Source organism: Campylobacter coli (assembly GCA_039516895.1).
Classification (GTDB): domain Bacteria; phylum Campylobacterota; class Campylobacteria; order Campylobacterales; family Campylobacteraceae; genus Campylobacter_D; species Campylobacter_D coli_B.
The window spans coordinates 324,230-341,192 of record CP154437.1 but is presented as its reverse complement, the minus strand read 5'-3'; the positions used below and the strand labels follow the sequence as shown (position 1 = coordinate 341,192).

The following is a 16,963-nucleotide window of genomic DNA, read 5'->3' as shown; positions in this document are numbered from 1 at the left end:
TTAAAGGAAGAATCGATGAGGGTTTTAACATTTTTTTTACTTTTGATGACAAGTGTTTTTGCAACACAAATAAAAGATATAGCCAATACCGTAGGTGTAAGAGATAATCAACTTATAGGCTATGGTCTTGTTGTAGGGCTAAATGGTAGCGGAGATGGAACAAGCTCGAAATTTACACTACAATCCATATCCAATCTTTTGCAGGGTATGAATATCAAAGTAGATCCTAACGATATCAAATCAAAAAATACAGCAGCGGTTATGGTAACAGCCAAACTTCCAGCCTTTGCAAAAAGTGGAGATAAACTTGATATCACAGTTTCATCTATGGGCGATGCAAAATCTTTGCAAGGTGGAACACTCTTACTTACCGCACTTCGTGGAATCGATGGGGAAATTTATGCTATCGCACAAGGTTCTATCTCAACAGGAGGATTAACTGCTAGACCAGGAGGAACAGGCTCTCACTCTACTGCTGCTACTGTGATGGGCGGGGCTAATGTAGAAAGAGAAATTCCACAAAATTTTAGCCAAATTGATGATTTAACCCTAAGCTTAAAAGTAGCGGATTTTAAAACAGCAAGTGATATAGAAAGAATTTTAAATACCATATTTGATGAAGAAGTAGCTAGAGCTATTGATTCTCGCACAGTAAAACTTAAAAAACCTGAAGATCTTTCTAATGTTGATTTTATGGCAAGAGTTTTAGAGCAAGATATTGCTTATACTCCTCAAAGTAAGGTAATTATCGATGAAAGAACAGGAACAGTGATCGCGGGAGTGGATATTGAGGTTGAGCCTGTTTTAATCACTCATAAAGACATTACCATAAAAATTGATCCAAACAATAATGCAGCAGCGGCTCAAAATGAAATCGATATGAAAGATGGTGGCTTTGTAGATCCTAATTCAAACACCCTAAGAATCAACAATGCCAAAAGTACAGTTGCAAACATTGCTAGAATGCTAAACAAACTTGGAGCAACGCCAAATGATATCATCGCTATTATGGAAAATTTAAAAAGAGCGGGCGCTATCAATGCAGATTTGGAGATCATCTAATGAAAGTAGATAATTTTTTAAGCACTTATAGTATGAATAATGCCTTGCTTGAACGTGCAGCTAAAGCAAGAAATTTAGAATCTGATTTTAAAATCAATAACAATGAGATAATAACAAAAACCAAAGAAGATGAAGCCTTAAAAGAGCAAACTGATGCTTTTGAAGCTTTTTTTCTAAAGCAAGTTTTAGATGTATCTTTAAAAACTCAAAATTCACTTTTTGGGAAAGATGCAAGTGATGAAATTTATTCATCTATGTATAATGATACCATGAGTAAGGCCTTAAGTGGCGGTATGGGATTTTCAAAATTATTATACGATTTTTTAAAAGAAAGGGGTTAAGTTTTTTAATTTTTAGCCGATATAGTTTGTAGAGGATTTATATAAAGATCAAAGGAGGCAGAAATGATCAATCCTATACAACAAAGTTATGTGGGGAATGCCACTTTAAATACAACAAAAACAGATAAAGAAACTAAAACAAACGATACTCAAAAAACAGAGAATGATAAAGCTGCGAGAATTGCAGAGCAAATCAAAAATGGTAGCTATAAAATAGACACAAAAGCTACAGCTCAAGCAATAGCGGAATCTTTAATTTGATTTCATTCTCCTTTTTTTGAGTTAAAAAGGAGAATGAAATGCTTAAACAAAGATTAGATGAAGTCAATGCTATCTTAACAAAACTCATAGAATTAACACAAGAAGATATAGAAAATATAAAAATTGCAAAGCATGATACGGTTGCTTCAAGTGTTGAAGAAAAAAACAAGCTTATTGCTGAATTTAGCGCTGCTAAAAAGCGACTTGATTCTGCTTTAGTTGAACTTAATAATAGCTCTACAAAAGGACTAAGCGAATTGCTTGATGAGGAAGATAAGCAAAAATTAGATCTACTTAAAAAAAATTTACAAACCCTTCATACCACAAATAAAGAATACGCGAAATTCGTTCTTATTGTCAAAGATTTTCTTGATGGCTTAGTAAATAAAATGTTTGATATGAATGATGGAACAAATAATGCTTATGGAGATAAAAAGACTACTCCAGAGTCAATTTTTAAAATCAATGTTTAAGGATTAAAGATGGGTATTTTTGGAACTTTATATACAGGAGTTACCGGTTTAAAAGCAAGCGAGGTGCAAATTGCAACTACAAGTAATAACATCTCCAATGCAAATGCAACCTTTTATACTCGTCAAAGAGTAGTACAAACTACAAATGGCTTTGTTACAACAGGTGGAGTACAAGTTGGAACAGGAACAGCCATAGAAAGCATAGTCCGCTTGCATGATGAGTATTCATATTATAAGCTTAAAGGTGCTTCAAATCAGTTAGAATATACAAAATATATGGCCTCAACTCTAGAAGAAATTGCCCAACGCTTCCCTGATTTGCAAAGTACTGGAATTTTACAGGACTTAGAAAATTATAATAAAGCATGGAATGACTTTGCTTCAAATCCAAATGAAAATGCTACTAAAATAGCCCTTGTAAAAGCTTCTCAAACCCTAACAGAAAGTGTAAATAACACCTTTGCCACCTTAGATAAAATCCAAAAAAAAGTAAATGATGATATCAAAAACACTGTGGATGAAATCAATAGAATCGGTGAAGAAATCGCTACTATCAATAAACAAATTTATGGTCAAGAAGCTCTACCAACAGATCATGCAAATGAACTTAGGGATAGAAGAGATGAGCTTGAGCTTACTCTTTCAAAATTGGTCAACGCAGTAGCAAGCAAAAACGAAATCAATCAAGACAATAGACTTGATACTACAATCATCGATCCAGGACATCAATACAATCTCAGCATAGAAGGTTTTAGCATAGTAGATGGTGTGAATTTTCATCCTTTAAAACTTGATTATGATGATAAAAATAAAGCCTATAGTATTTATTATGAAACTCCAGATGAAAAAGTTCGCGATCTGACTGCAAAAATCAATGGCGGACAACTAGGAGCTCAACTTGACTTACGCGGAAGAAATTATAGCAAGAGTGAAGGAAAATATAGCGATGGAATCATCCAAGGCTATATGGACTCTTTAAATACCTTTGCAAAAACCATGATCAATGAAACCAATAATCTTTATGCAAGCTCGGCAAAAAGCTCGGCAACTTCTGATTATCTTCCAGGACTTACAGAGGATATTCCTTTGGTAAATTATGACAGAACTATACAACCAGGAAGCTTTGATATAGTTATTTACGATGATAAGGGTGATAAAAAACTTACAAAAACCATTACTATTGATGTTAATACCACTATGGAAGATGTCATGCGTCAAATCACTGCTAACACAGATGATAATGGCAACAATAATGCAAATGACGATGTTGATGATCATATCAATGCAAGTTTTAGCTATGATGCAAAAACAGGAGACAGTTTATTTCAAATCAATGCAAAATCAGGCTTTAAAGTAGCCATAGAAGATAAGGGAACCAATTTTGCCGGTGCATTTAGCATAGGAGGATTTTTTAGCGGAACTAATGCTAGCGATATCAAAGTAAAAGATTCTATCTTAAATGATCCAAGCACGGTAAGAGCTAGCTTAAATGGTGTTGATAGTGGAAATGATATGGCAAATAAAATCATACAACTTCAATACAGTAAAGTGAATTTTTACAATGAAGATGGAACAATTGATAATCTTACTATGGAAGAGTATTACCGCAAACTTACGGGTAAAATAGGTTCTGATGGTGAGAATAACAATGTCGTAAATGCAAGCAATCAAACGCTTTATAACTCCGTTTATAGCGAATATCAATCTAAAAGTGGAGTCAATACAAACGAAGAATTAGCCGCTCTCATACAATGGCAATCAAGCTATGGCGCTGCAGCAAAAATCGTAACCACAGTAGATCAAATGCTAGATACCTTGTTAGGGCTTAAATCCTAAGCTCTAGCGGTATCAAGTGAAAAATTTTATCCAGCTTAAAACCAAACTCGATTCTTTAGTCAAAGAAAAAAATACCAACAAGGCTCTTTTTGAAAGTCCTGATCCTTTGCAGATTGCTAAATTTCATAATGATGAATTTATTGCTTTACTTTGTGCTTTATTTGCTTATGGAAATGCTAAAAATATAGTCAATTTTTTAAAAAAGCTTGATTTTTCTTTGCTTGATTTAAGCCAAAAACAAATTCAAAAAGAACTTCAAAATTTAAAATACCGCTTTCAAAATGAAAGAGATATACAAGAAATTTTTCTCACCTTTTCAAGACTTAAAAATGAAATTTCACTTCATGAGCTTTTTAGCACAGCCTATGAAAAAAGAGAAAATACCACCGATGCGATCTTAGCTTTTTTGCAAAAAATCAAGACTTTAAATTCGTATTCAAGTTATGGTTATGATTTTTTCTTTGGTAAAATTTGGCAAAATACTCCTACTTCACCTCTTAAGCGTTATAATATGTATCTAAGATGGATGGTTAGAAAAGATGAACTGGATCTTGGCCTTTTTACCAAAATTCACACAAAAGATCTTTTAATCCCACTTGATACACATACACATAAAATTTCCTTGACTTTAGGTCTTCTAAAGCGTAAAATATACGACTATAAAAGCGTTTTAGAACTCACACGTAATTTAAAAAAATTGGATGCAAATGATCCTATAAAATATGATTTTGCACTTTATCGTTTGGGGCAAAATAAAGAACTTAGCAAATTAAAGGAGTAAAAAAATGGGCTTTGAACATCTAGATACGATTTATTATTTTGTATTGTTTTTTGTGGCCCTTTTTGCAGGATTTATTGATTCTATCGTGGGTGGAGGTGGACTTATCACACTTCCTGCGCTTATAGCTTGCGGAATTCCTGCACATCTTTCTTTGGCAACCAATAAACTCCAAAGTGTCTTTGGCTCTTTTACAGCGACTTTAACTTATTTTAAATCAACCACCCTACCTCATCTTGCTTATGGTATTTTTTTCACAGCCTTAGGCGCAGCCATAGGAAGTTACAGCGTGCTTTTTGTAAAAGATGAGCATTTAAAACTTATCATTTTGATTTTCTTAACTTTAACTTTTTTATATACTGCTTTGCGTCCTAGCTTGGGCAAACACGAGAGTGAAGCAAAAATAAAAAATATCAAATTTTTTCATTTAATTTGTGGATTAACTTTGGGTTTTTATGATGGTTTTTTAGGGCCTGGGACAGGTTCATTTTGGATTTTTGCTTGTGTAATGCTACTAGGTTTTAACATGAAAAAAGCAAGTATCAATACAAAAATTCTAAATTTCACTAGCAATGTCGTTGCCCTTTTCATCTTTTTGTGGCAATATGAACTTTTGTGGATAGTGGGTTTGCTTATGGGTGTAGGACAAATTTTAGGAGCCTATCTTGGATCAAAATTAGTACTTAAAACCAATGGTAAATTTATAAAAACCCTATTTTTAATCGTAGTGGGTGCTACCATCATCAAGGTTGCTTGGGATTATTTTTCTTAAAAATTTACTCCTGAGCTAAGTTCCCATATCGGCAAAAAAATTCCAAGCGCTAAAAACAATACTAAAATCGCGACCCACAAGGTCATTATAGGCTCTAAAAAGCTTAAAAACTTATCCATTAAATTTTCACTTTTATTTTTGTAATACTTTGCAATCTCCTCACTTAAAAACTCAAGCTTAGAACTCTTCATAGCTATACTCAACATAGAAAAAACCAAAGGATCAAAAAGATCTACTTTTTTAAAAGCATAACTTATTTCAAGGCCAGAATCCATAAATGTTTTAACTTCTTGATAACATAATAATATCTTTTTATTATTTAGAGCCAAAGTGGCTAGTCTAAAAGCATCTAAAAGAGAAATTCCGCTTTTTAAAAGCAAGGAAAAAATCATAAAAAAAGAATAATTTTGCTGATAAATGATAAATTTAGACAATAAAGGAATTTTTAAAAGTAAGCTATCGCAAAAATATGAAAAGAAATAATATTTTCTATATAAAAATAAAGCAAGAAATAAAACAACTATGATTAAACAAAGCACAAGCAAAATATATTCGTCTAAAAAATTATAAATATAAATTATAAGCTCAGTTATAAAAGGTAGGGTTAAATTTAAATCCTCAAATAAATCTTTAAAATTAGGCACAACAAAAAGCATTAACAAAACAAAAGCTGCGCATACGCTTAAAAAAACAATCAAAGGATATCTTAAAGCTTTTTTGACTCTTTGTTCATTTTCTACATTATTTTGCCTTAGTTTTGAAATTTGCATAAAAATTTCACTTAATTTTCCTGTGTTTTGGGAAGTTTTAATAAGAGCTAATTCCGCATCAGTAAGCCCAAAATTTGCATTTTCAAAAGCAAGGCTTAAATTTTGTCCTAAATTTAAATTATCACAAAGCTTAGCAATCATTTTGTGAGAATATATTTTATTAAGCTCATTTAAAGCATCTTTTATGCTGATTCCTACTTCGCAAAGCAAAGATAATTCTTGAAAGAAAAGGATAAATTTCTCATTATCCAATCTCTTAAAACCCGCTTTTTGCATCTCTTTGATATTTAAAATTTCCCATTTTTTAGCGATAGCTTTTGCTTGAGCTTCATTTAAATTTCTAGCTCTTAAATGCTTTTTCTGTTTTGTTTTGTCTTTAAGAATTTCAAGCTCATAAAGCTTCATTAAGCACCCTTACAAGCTCATCTATGCTAGTTATGCCCTCTTTTGCTTTTTGCAAACCCTGCTCAAACATACTTTGAAAACCCTTTGCTTTGGCAAGCTCTAAAATTTTATTTTTATAACCACCCTCTCTAATAACTTGAGCTATTTCCTCATCGATATATAAACACTCGCTAATAAGCTCCCTACCTTGATATCCACTATGATGACAATGCTCACAACCTTTAGCCTCAAAAAAATCACCTTTTATTTCATAAATCTTAGTGCTTTTTTGCTTGCATTTAGGACAAAGTTTGCGCACTAAACGCTGGGCGATAATGATTCTTAAAGCAGAAGCGATCAAATAAGGCTTTGCATTCATATCAATGAGTCTATCTATGGTAGAGATGGCATTATTTGTATGCAAGGTACTTAAAAGCAAGTGTCCTGTTAAGGAAGCCTTAATCGCTATATCAAGACTCTCCTCATCTCTGATTTCTCCTATCATGATAATATCAGGATCTTGTCTTAAAATAGCTCTTAGGGCATTATTAAATTCAAGCCCTGCTTTTGGATTTAGCAAAATTTGCTGAACTAGAGGCATTTTATATTCTATGGGATCTTCCACAGAAATTATTTTCTTTTCTATACTTTTTAGCTCATTTAAACAAGCATACAAACTTGTACTTTTTCCACTTCCTGTAGGACCTGTTAGTAAAATCATTCCATAAGGGTTGTATAGGGCTTTTTTTAGAATTGCAAGATTTTTTTCACCCAAATTTAAATTTTCTAAATCCAAAATTTCTTCATTGTGTTTTAAAATTCTTATCACAATGCTTTCGCCATTTTGCAAAGGCAAAGATGAAATCCTAAAATCATATCTATTTTCTTTGATTTTAAGCTCAAAATTTCCATCTTGTGCCTTTCTTGATTCTGCAACATTAAGCTGTGATAAAAATTTAATATGAAAAACCAAAGCCTCATAAATATCTTTTTCAAGACAAGCAAATTCGCGTAAAATTCCATCCACTCTAAATCTTATCAAAGCATCATTTTCTCTTGCTTCTATGTGTATATCACTGGGATTAAATTCAAGAATTTCATCCAGTATAAAATCAAAAATTTGACTGATATAACTTTGCTCATTTTGGTATTTATTTTCTTTCCATTCTAACCTAAGATTGGCACTTAAATTTTGAAGCTTTTCCTTAACTTGAAGTTTATATAAAAATTTCATAATCTTAAATTCATTTGCGATCAAAACTTCTATATCTTTAGCTTCGTAAAAAATTCTAATTTCATCTAAAAGCTCTAAGGAACAGGGTTTAGAACTTGCTATATAAAGTGTATTTTCCTTACTCAAAATGGGTAGAATTTTAAATTTCAAAAGAAAACTACATGGAAATTTTTCACCCAAACTAAGATCAAGTTCTTCTAAAGTAGAATAAGAAATATTTTCATCGCTAGCTAAAGCTTTTAAAAAACTTTCACTATCGATTTTATGCTCGTGATAAATTTGCTCAAGGGTGATTTTATCATTGATATAATCTTGAAATAAAAATCGTTCAATCATCTATTTCCTTATCAAATTCAATCAAACCATAATAACTCACATAAGTATCCAAGGCTTGCTTAGCCTCCTCATCTTTTCCTAAAGCTTGTTTGGCCTTGGAAAATAAAATCCATGAAGATGAATTTTTTCTATCGATATCATTAGCCTTTAAAGACCAAAAAATAGACTTTTCATAATCTTTATTTTCATAATATCGAGCAGCTAAATTCATAGCCTTTTCATAACTTGGATTTTGGTAAAAATTTCTTTTTAAATCACTTATATTTAAAAGTTTAGAGTAAATATCGATTTGAGTTTTTAACTCCTCTTTTAACTCATCTTTGTTTTCATCCTTGGATAATCTTTCTTGCAAAATTTTATTTTTTTCATTTGCAATTTGTGCTTGTGCGATTTGATGATTGAGTGTTTTTTTATATTCTAAAGCCTCCAAAGCTAAGGCCTTTTGCTTGTAAAAATTTTGTATCGCAAAAAAGCTTATAACCATACACACCACCAAAGCAGCAAAGATAAATAAAAATTTGAAATATTTTTTCAATAAATATCTTTTGTATTTATCCTCAAGCTCACGCACTCGCTCTTCTATATTCATTTTAAAAACCCCTGCTCTAACGCGCTTAGTCTCAAAATATAATCTTGACTTTTGTTGTTGTTTAAATAAGCGTTTAACTCGCAAAAACTTTGAAGTATTTTGTCTAAATATCTTAAATTGCCTTGATAAATTTTCATAAGAAATTTTAAAGACTTTTGAGAAAGCTCTTGATCAAATTTCATTTTAATATAACTGCTTAATTCATTTATATCAGGCTTTTGAAGCCAAAACATAGCACTAAAACGACTTTTAAAATACTCCTTTTCAAAAAGATTGATTTTTTTATGTGAACTAAGTATAAAACTCATTTGATCACTATAAACCCGAATTAATTCTAATATATCAGGGTTATACATCCCCACTTCATCTAGTATGATAATTTTTCGTTTTTTATCTTGTATAAATTTATGAAAATCTTTTTCATCTGTAAAAATTTGATTAGTAAAATCCTCATTATAATGCAACGCAAGTCTTTGCAATAAAACACTTTTCCCACTACCGCTTTTACCCCAAAGTAAAATCAAAGCTTTGTTCTTTAATAAGGCATTGATTTGATTAAAACATTCTTGTCTAAAAGCAATTATATTATTCATTGTATTTAAATCCTAACTCCCTAAGACTAGGTATATGTGTATTATCTACTATGCTTGGGGTGATGATAAAAACAATTTCTGTGATATTGGAATTTTCATCTTCACTTCTAAATAAAGAACCCAAAATAGGAATTTTAGATAAAAAATTCACAGAATTATTGTTTTGTGAGCGATTATGAGAAATGAGTCCGCCCAAAATTAAAGTTTGATTATTTTCTACTTGTACCACACTTGAAAGCTTTTTTTGAATTGTATCAGGTGCGATAGTGCGGGGTTCTTTCTGTCTTTTATTGTCCTCTGGATACTTAAAATCACTCAAACTTGGATTGATTCTAAGCATGATTTTTCCATCATCAGAAATTTCGGGCAAAATATTAAGCAAAATTCCTATGAAAATAGAATAATTACTATAACTTTCACTTACTGTTGTACCATTTTCAGTGCCTTTAGAGCTTTCTTTTACTTGATAATTCACAGTATCGCCTATGGAAATAATGGCTTGTTGATTGTTTAAAGCCATTAATTTAGGATTAGACAAAACACTGGTTTTTCCACTTTGAGATAAAAAATTAACAATAGAATCAAAATTCAAATTCGCTCTTAAACCCAAATTTTTAACAAAACCTTGACCATTTTGTATTTGCATAAAAGAATTTGTATTATCACTTGTTTGAGAATTTAGTCCTATATTGAAATTTTGCCAATTGATCCCACTAGAATGATTTTTATTAAGATTTACAGCAAGTATGCTTACATCTATAATAACTTGTTTCTTAAGACGGCTTTCAAGCTTTTGCAAATAAGCTTTTACGCGTTGAAGCTGAGAATGCGTTCCAGTAACGATAACAAGTCCAGCATTAGGATTGACTATGGGTGCTTTTATGTCGTAGTTTTCATGCGAAGAGCTAAGTAAAATCATAATTTCTTTTTCTATATTTTGCCAAAAGTCAAATTTTTCCATACTCTTAATCATATTATCTTCATTATCTTCAAAAGCACTATAATACTCACTTTGCCTTGGTTTAGAATCCACTGAAGCTTTAGTTATGCTTTGTCCTTCTCTTACTGAAGTGATATAGTTGATTTTAAAAATTTTAGTTTGCAAGGCAGAAATTTTTAACACCTTGCCATCAAATTTATAAGCCAAATCTTGTTCTTCTATAAAAAGTTTAAAAATTTCATCTAAACTCATTTGGTGGATATTGATACTGCTTTGAACAGTTTTTAATTTTTCTTTAGCAATCGTATCTTTAACCACCATACTAAAAGAACAATAACTAGCAAGCTCCCTTAAGCTCTCTTCTATACTCAAATCTTCATTTATGCTTATATCAAATAAGCGCTTTTGGCATTCTATGGCATAAATGAGATTTGTAAAAAATAGAAATTTAATAAATATTAATCTTATCATTGTTTTTAAATGCTATTTTAAAATCCAAAGTATCGTATCTTAAAATAATTTCTTTTGTAGTAATATCAGTAATCACGGCCTCCCCTATCTTATCACCCTTTTTATACCATTTATTATTGATCTTTGCTCTATCAAGCATAATAGCAGTAATTTTTATTTCTTTGATTTTTTCAAAAGTAGGATTGAAGAATGGATTTTGAAAATTTCCAAGTTCTACACTCTGCTTTGTATTTAAAATCTTGAAATATTCTTCAAAATCCTCATATGATAACAAAGTGCAAAAGCACAATGTTATACTTAAAAAATATTTTATCAGCTCTCAACCTCATTGCTAAAATCAGCCATAGCAATTCTTTTAAGTTGTCTATAGCGACGCTGTGCATCTTTTTTATTGCGTTCAAATAATTCTTTTGCATGCTCTGGATTTGATTTTTTCAAAGAATTATAACGCACCTCATTCATTAAAAAGCTCTCATAAAGATCCCAATCAGGCTCTTTTCCTACCATAGTTAAAGGATTTTTACCCTGCTCTTCTAATCTTGGATCAAAAGTATAAAGAGGCCAATAACCACATTTTGTAGCAAGTTCGCCTTGCTCGCCTGAATACCCAAGTCCACCCTTAATACCATGAGCGATACAAGGAGAATAGCATATAATCAAAGAAGGACCATCATAAGCTTCAGCTGCCATAATAGCCTTAATTAAATGGCTATAATTTGCAGTAGAATTAACTTGCGCTACAAAAATATAACCATAAGTCATAGCAATCTGACCCAAATCTTTTTTCTGTATAGGCTTTCCTGCTGCTGCAAATTGTGCAACTGCACCTGTTCTTGAAGATTTTGAACTTTGACCCCCTGTATTTGAATACACTTCTGTATCAAGTACTAAAATATTTACATTTTCACCGCTTGCTAAAACATGATCAAGCCCGCCATAACCTATATCATAAGCCCAGCCATCACCGCCAAAAATCCAGTGAGATTTTTTACTTAGAAAATGTTTTAAATTTAAAATATCCTGAACAGCTTTAATATCAGTGTTTTGTTCTAAAATAGGTATCATCTTATCTTTGATTTCTACTGATTCTGCGCCTTTGTCTTTATTGGCAATCCATTCTTTAAACAATGCTGCTAAAGCGTTAGGTACTTTTTGCATATTTTCATTCATAATATTTTCAATACGATATCTTGTATTTTCAGTTGCAATTTTCATACCCAAGCCAAATTCAGCATTATCTTCAAACAATGAATTTCCCCAAGCAGGACCGTGTCCATTTTTCACGCTTTTTCTATAAGGAGTAGAAGGAGCCGAACCTCCATAAATCGAACTACATCCCGTAGCATTAGCGATAATCATTCTTTCGCCGAATAATCTTGTAATTAAAGTGATATAAGGAGTTTCACCACATCCTGGACATGCTCCATGGAATTCAAATAAAGGCTGAGCAAACTGCGCCCCTTTAGTGCTTTCTTTATTTAAGATATCATCTTTGTAAGTAATTTCTTTAAATAAATAATCTGCATTTTCTTGCTCACCAAAATCCATTTCTTCTTGAAGAGGAACCATAACCAAAGATTTTTCTTTAGTAGGACACTCATGCACACAAAGCTCACAGCCTGTACAATCAAGTGGAGAAACCTGAATTTTGAAACTTAATTTTTCACCTTTAGTACCTTTAGCTTCTAAAGCGTGATCTTTTACTCCTCTTGGAGCTTTAGCCATTTCTTCATCATTGATCAAAAATGGTCTAATAACCGCATGTGGACATACAGAAGCACATTGATTACATTGGATACAATTAGCCTCTATCCATCTTGGCACCATTACCCCAACGCCGCGTTTTTCATATTCAGTCGTTCCATGCTCAAAGCTTCCATCTTCATAACCCAAGAAAGTAGATACAGGTAATTCATCCCCTTTGGCTGCATTCATAGGTTTAACGATCTTTTCAACAAATTCGGTACCCTTGTAAGCATTGGTTTGTTCTTTTTCTTTGATTTCTAAATTTTTCCAGCTCGGATCAACTTCTACTTTTACAAGTCCATCTGCTCCTACATCAATAGCTTTGTAATTCATCTCTACAATAGCATCGCCTTTTTTGCTATAAGACTTATAAGCTAGCTCTTTCATATATTTTTGAGCATCTTCATAAGGAATGATTTTTGCAAGTTTAAAAAAGGCAGATTGCATGATAGTATTTGTACGATTTCCAAGTCCTATATCACGAGCAAGTTTTGTAGCATTGATAATATAAAAATTCACTTCTTTTTCAGCCAAAGTCTTCTTAACTGCATCTGGAAGTTGTCTTATGGTTTCTTCTGCATTCCAAATACTATTTAAAAGGAAAGTCCCTCCTTTTCGAATTCCTGCTAAAACATCATAAATTTCAAGATAAGCTGCTACCGAACAAGCGATGAAATGTGGAGTTGAAACAAGATAGGTTGAGCGGATCGGCTTTTTAGAAAATCTTAAATGGCTTCTTGTATAACCCCCTGATTTTTTAGAATCATAAGCAAAATACGCTTGCGCATAAAAATCTGTTTTATCTCCGATGATTTTAATAGAATTTTTATTAGCACCCACAGTACCGTCTGCACCTAGTCCATAAAATAAACATTCTATAGCACTTTCATCCCCTAATGAAATCTTTTCACCTGTTTGCAAAGAAGTGTGAGTAACATCGTCGATAATCCCAACTGTAAAACCATCTTTTGGATTATCAAGCTTAAGATTTTCAAACACCGCTATCATTTGCGCAGGATCAACATCCTTAGAAGAAAGTCCATATCTTCCTCCTACGATAATAGGAGCATTTTCTTTGCCATAGAAAGCTGATTTGATATCAAGATATAAAGGCTCTCCAAGACTTCCTGGCTCTTTAGTTCTATCTAAAACAGCTATTTTTTTCACAGATTTTGGCATAACATCAAAGAAGTATTTTAAACTGAATGGACGATATAAATAAACTTTTACAATCCCTACTTTTTCGCCTTTAGAATTAAGATGATCAACAACCTCTTCAAGAGTTTGAGTCACAGAACCCATAGCTATAACAATTCTTTCAGGCTCTTTGTGGCCATAATAAGTAAATGGTTTATATTCTCTACCTGTGATTTTTGAAATTTCTTGCATATATTCATTTACAACATCTGGTAAAGCATCATAAAAACGGTTGCTTACCTCTCTTGTTTGAAAATAAATATCATCATTTTGAGCCGTTCCGCGTGTTTTAGGATTTTCAGGATTTAAAGCACTATTTCTAAATTCAAGTAAAGCTTTACGATCTAATAATCTATCAAAATGTGCATAATCCATTACTTCAACTTTTTGAATTTCATGTGAAGTTCTAAAACCATCAAAGAAGTGTAAAAACGGCACTCTTCCTTTAATCGCACATAAGTGTGCCACTCCGGCTAAGTCCATAGTCTCTTGTACAGAATGTGAACAAAGCATAGCAAAACCAATCTGTCTTGCAGCATAAATATCTTGATGATCACCAAATATAGATAAAGCTTGCGCTGCTAAAGAACGCGCTGCTACATGGATCACACAGGGAAGTAGTTGACCTGCGATTTTGTACATATTTGGAATTTTTAGTAATAAACCTTGAGAAGCTGTATAAGTTGTGGTTAAAGCTCCTGTTTGTAGTGATCCGTGCACTGTACCTGCTGCACCTGCCTCACTTTGCATTTCAACGATTTTTACTGGAACACCAAAAAGATTTTTTTTACCCGCAGCTGCCCACATATCAGTGTAATCGGCCATGGGAGAGCTGGGTGTAATAGGATAAATACCGGCTACTTCAGTAAAGGCGTATGCAGCATATGCAGCGGCCTCATTTCCATCCATAGTTTTCATAATTTTACCCATAGAAACCTTCCTTTATTATTAATTGATAATTTTTATAATTTTTCGGCCACCAATTTACTATAAATTCTCTTAAAAGGCGTTTAACAAAAACTTGAAGTTAGTTTAATTATTTTTTATATATAAAACTGATTTATAAGCACTTGAAAATACCTTAGAATAGCGTTTTAACTCATCTTCATCTCCATAACCACAACTCAAAGCCAAAGGGGTAATATTTGCCGCCTTTGCTGCTTGGATATCTAAGATCGTATCGCCTATCATATAGGCATTTTCTTTAGTTTTTTGCATTTTTTCCAAGGCTAAAAGTATGGGTTCTGCATGAGGTTTTGGATTTGTTACATCTTCAAGTGTTATTAAAGTTTTAAAGAATTTTTTCACTCCTAAATGCTCTAACAACAATGGAGTAAATTTTCCACCCTTAGTTGTAACTATACCCAAATCTCCGATCTCAAAAGCTAATTCTAAAGCTTCTTTTGCTTTAGGTAAAAGAGTGGTTTGTTCTAAATAAATCTGTGAATAAATTTCACGATAAGCTAGAACAAATTCTTGACTTAAATTCGCCTTATCTTGATAAAGGAATTTGAACATATGCTCTAAAGGATGACCTATAAGATTTTTAATCTCTTCGTTATTTTTTGGAGTTAGCCCAAGGATTTTAAAAGCTCCTTGGAAAGAATTTAAGATGGCATCAGTAGAATCAATCAAGGTGCCATCTAAGTCAAATAAAATAGTTTTTTTCATTAGTTTAAAATAAATTTAGCCTCTACTCTTCTATTATCTGCTCTACCTTCTTTGGTATCATTACTTGAGCGAGGTTTATCTTGACCATAGCCAACCGTTTGGATACGACTTTTATCTACGCCAAATTTTTCAAGCTCTTTTGCAACACTTTCGGCGCGTCTTTCTGAAAGTTTTTGATTGTATGATCTTGAACCTGTATTATCAGTATGACCCTCTAAAATGGTATCATATCTTACATTTTCATCTAAAATTTTAGCAATTTCTTTGATTTTCTCTTCAAAGGCTGGATTGATATTTACTTTATCAAAATCAAAATGCCCTTCCAAATAAATTGTTTTTTCGCAACCATTTTCATCTAACAAAGCACCCTCTCTTGGTTCTGCAGGACATTTTGATTGTGAAACTACAGGAGCTGGAGCGGGAGTTACAACTTGAGGTTTGCTAACCACTTCTTTTGTTTGCTCCACTACAACTTTTTCTTGCTTAGCACCAAAACCAAAACTAACACCCAAAGTTGAAACCCAACTATGATCCGCATCATGGAAAGAAATTTGATCTCTTGTTTCAAGTCTTAAAGCTAAAGAATCACTAAGGCGAAATTTTAAACCTGCGCCATAATGACCAAATCCTCCACTTTTATTATCAAAGGCACCATGAGAAAAATCCTCGTATCCCCCACCAGCTAAACCATAAAAATAAAATTTCTCACCTAAATCAATGCCTTTAATAGCACTCAAATAAGTTCTAGTAATATCGGTGGTAAGAGTAGAATTTGTATATTTTACATCCGAGTAATGTTCTAAACCTAGTTCTAATTGATCAAGCCAAAAATCATCAAAATGATATCCTAATCTAATCCCTGGTGCATAGCGATTATCCATATCTAAATTACCTTCAAAATAATTGTAATTCAAAGTAGGAGTAATTTCAAATTTTACATTGTTATCTGCACCAAATAAAACGCTTGCCAACCCTAAACATAGTAATAACTTTCTCATCAAAAGCCTTTCATAGATAAATTCACTTAAGTAGTGCGAATTTCAATTATATCATAAAATATAAAAAAAATAAATAGTAAATAGAGATAAAATATAAAAAGCGGGAAAACCCCGCTGAAGATTAACGTTTAGAGAATTGTGGGCTTCTTCTTGCTTTGCGGCGTCCGTATTTTTTACGCTCAACAGTTCTGCTATCTCTAGTAAGAAGTCCTTTAGGTTTTAATAAAGCTCTAAAATCAGCATCCATAGCCGCTAAAGCTCTTGAAATTCCGTGTCTTAAAGCTTCAGCTTGAGCACTATAACCACCACCTAAAGTCGTTGCTTTAATATCCATTGAAGTTTCTTGTTTAGTTACAAGTAAAGGCTGAACTACTTTAAGTTTGATTGCTTCATGTCCACCAAGCCAAGTATTTAAATCGATACCATTAACGCTGATTTTACCGCTACCTGGTTTTACCCATACTTTTGCTATAGCAGTTTTTCTTTTACCTGTTGCATATGTTGTTGCCAT

Annotated in this window: 17 protein-coding genes; 7 read left to right on the top strand and 10 right to left on the bottom strand. The window is 32.4% G+C overall.

Translation table 11 applies throughout. From position 1 onward, the window contains the following. Window positions 1-15 precede the first annotated feature (15 nt). The 7 genes from AAID94_01615 to AAID94_01585 all read left to right on the top strand — a co-directional run bounded on the left by AAID94_01615 (window position 16) and on the right by AAID94_01585 (window position 5,523). Window positions 16-1,062, top strand: coding sequence for a flagellar basal body P-ring protein FlgI (locus AAID94_01615; GenBank protein XAK24245.1), 1,047 nt, complete (start codon window positions 16-18; stop codon window positions 1,060-1,062). After that, the gene (locus AAID94_01610) at window positions 1,062-1,403 is read left to right on the top strand and encodes a rod-binding protein (protein XAK24244.1); all 342 of its coding nucleotides are present in this window, start codon (window positions 1,062-1,064) and stop codon (window positions 1,401-1,403) included. Before AAID94_01615 ends, AAID94_01610 begins: the two co-directional genes overlap by 1 nt. Before the next feature lie 63 nt (window positions 1,404-1,466). Then, the gene (locus AAID94_01605; GenBank protein XAK24243.1) at window positions 1,467-1,664 is read left to right on the top strand and encodes a flagellar biosynthesis anti-sigma factor FlgM; all 198 of its coding nucleotides are present in this window, start codon (window positions 1,467-1,469) and stop codon (window positions 1,662-1,664) included. Between the two features lie 38 nt (window positions 1,665-1,702). Next, the gene (locus AAID94_01600; GenBank protein ID XAK24242.1) at window positions 1,703-2,137 is read left to right on the top strand and encodes a flagellar protein FlgN; all 435 of its coding nucleotides are present in this window, start codon (window positions 1,703-1,705) and stop codon (window positions 2,135-2,137) included. Window positions 2,138-2,146: 9 nt separating this feature from the next. Then, a complete protein-coding gene (gene flgK, locus AAID94_01595) occupies window positions 2,147-3,973 on the top strand; it encodes a flagellar hook-associated protein FlgK (GenBank protein XAK24241.1) in 1,827 nt (608 codons plus the stop codon). Window positions 3,974-3,989: 16 nt separating this feature from the next. Then, window positions 3,990-4,754: a TIGR02757 family protein gene (locus AAID94_01590; protein ID XAK24240.1), complete on the top strand. Its 765-nt coding sequence runs from the start codon at window positions 3,990-3,992 to the stop codon at window positions 4,752-4,754. Window positions 4,755-4,758: 4 nt separating this feature from the next. Then, window positions 4,759-5,523 carry a TSUP family transporter gene (locus AAID94_01585; GenBank protein XAK24239.1) on the top strand — a complete coding sequence of 255 codons (765 nt, stop codon included), beginning with the start codon at window positions 4,759-4,761 and terminating at the stop codon, window positions 5,521-5,523. Here the strand turns inward: AAID94_01585 and AAID94_01580 are convergent. The 10 genes from AAID94_01580 to rpsI form a co-directional block, all read right to left on the bottom strand. Continuing rightward, entirely contained in the window at window positions 5,520-6,698 is a 1,179-nt protein-coding gene (locus AAID94_01580; protein XAK24238.1) for a type II secretion system F family protein, read from the bottom strand. The genes AAID94_01585 and AAID94_01580 overlap by 4 nt on opposite strands. Beyond that, window positions 6,685-8,247, bottom strand: a complete 1,563-nt coding sequence (locus AAID94_01575; GenBank protein ID XAK24237.1) for a GspE/PulE family protein — start codon at window positions 8,245-8,247, stop codon at window positions 6,685-6,687. The genes AAID94_01580 and AAID94_01575 overlap by 14 nt, the downstream gene beginning before the upstream one ends. Further along, window positions 8,240-8,836, bottom strand: coding sequence for a transformation system protein (locus AAID94_01570; GenBank protein ID XAK24236.1), 597 nt, complete (start codon window positions 8,834-8,836; stop codon window positions 8,240-8,242). Before AAID94_01570 ends, AAID94_01575 begins: the two co-directional genes overlap by 8 nt. After that, window positions 8,833-9,429 carry an ATP-binding protein gene (locus tag AAID94_01565; protein XAK24235.1) on the bottom strand — a complete coding sequence of 199 codons (597 nt, stop codon included), beginning with the start codon at window positions 9,427-9,429 and terminating at the stop codon, window positions 8,833-8,835. Before AAID94_01565 ends, AAID94_01570 begins: the two co-directional genes overlap by 4 nt. Beyond that, window positions 9,422-10,840, bottom strand: a complete 1,419-nt coding sequence (gene mshL / locus AAID94_01560; GenBank protein ID XAK24234.1) for a pilus (MSHA type) biogenesis protein MshL — start codon at window positions 10,838-10,840, stop codon at window positions 9,422-9,424. Before mshL ends, AAID94_01565 begins: the two co-directional genes overlap by 8 nt. Beyond that, window positions 10,818-11,129: a transformation system protein gene (locus AAID94_01555; protein XAK24233.1), complete on the bottom strand. Its 312-nt coding sequence runs from the start codon at window positions 11,127-11,129 to the stop codon at window positions 10,818-10,820. The genes mshL and AAID94_01555 overlap by 23 nt, the downstream gene beginning before the upstream one ends. A gap of 23 nt (window positions 11,130-11,152) precedes the next feature. Then, window positions 11,153-14,713 carry a pyruvate:ferredoxin (flavodoxin) oxidoreductase gene (nifJ, locus tag AAID94_01550; protein XAK24232.1) on the bottom strand — a complete coding sequence of 1,187 codons (3,561 nt, stop codon included), beginning with the start codon at window positions 14,711-14,713 and terminating at the stop codon, window positions 11,153-11,155. A 102-nt stretch (window positions 14,714-14,815) separates the two neighbouring features. Continuing rightward, window positions 14,816-15,454, bottom strand: coding sequence for an HAD family hydrolase (locus AAID94_01545; protein ID XAK24231.1), 639 nt, complete (start codon window positions 15,452-15,454; stop codon window positions 14,816-14,818). Then, window positions 15,454-16,452 carry a fibronectin-binding outer membrane protein CadF gene (gene cadF, locus AAID94_01540; protein XAK24230.1) on the bottom strand — a complete coding sequence of 333 codons (999 nt, stop codon included), beginning with the start codon at window positions 16,450-16,452 and terminating at the stop codon, window positions 15,454-15,456. The genes AAID94_01545 and cadF overlap by 1 nt, the downstream gene beginning before the upstream one ends. Before the next feature lie 121 nt (window positions 16,453-16,573). Beyond that, on the bottom strand, window positions 16,574-16,963 hold the full coding sequence (gene rpsI / locus AAID94_01535; GenBank protein ID XAK24229.1) for a 30S ribosomal protein S9: 390 nt from the start codon (window positions 16,961-16,963) through the stop codon (window positions 16,574-16,576).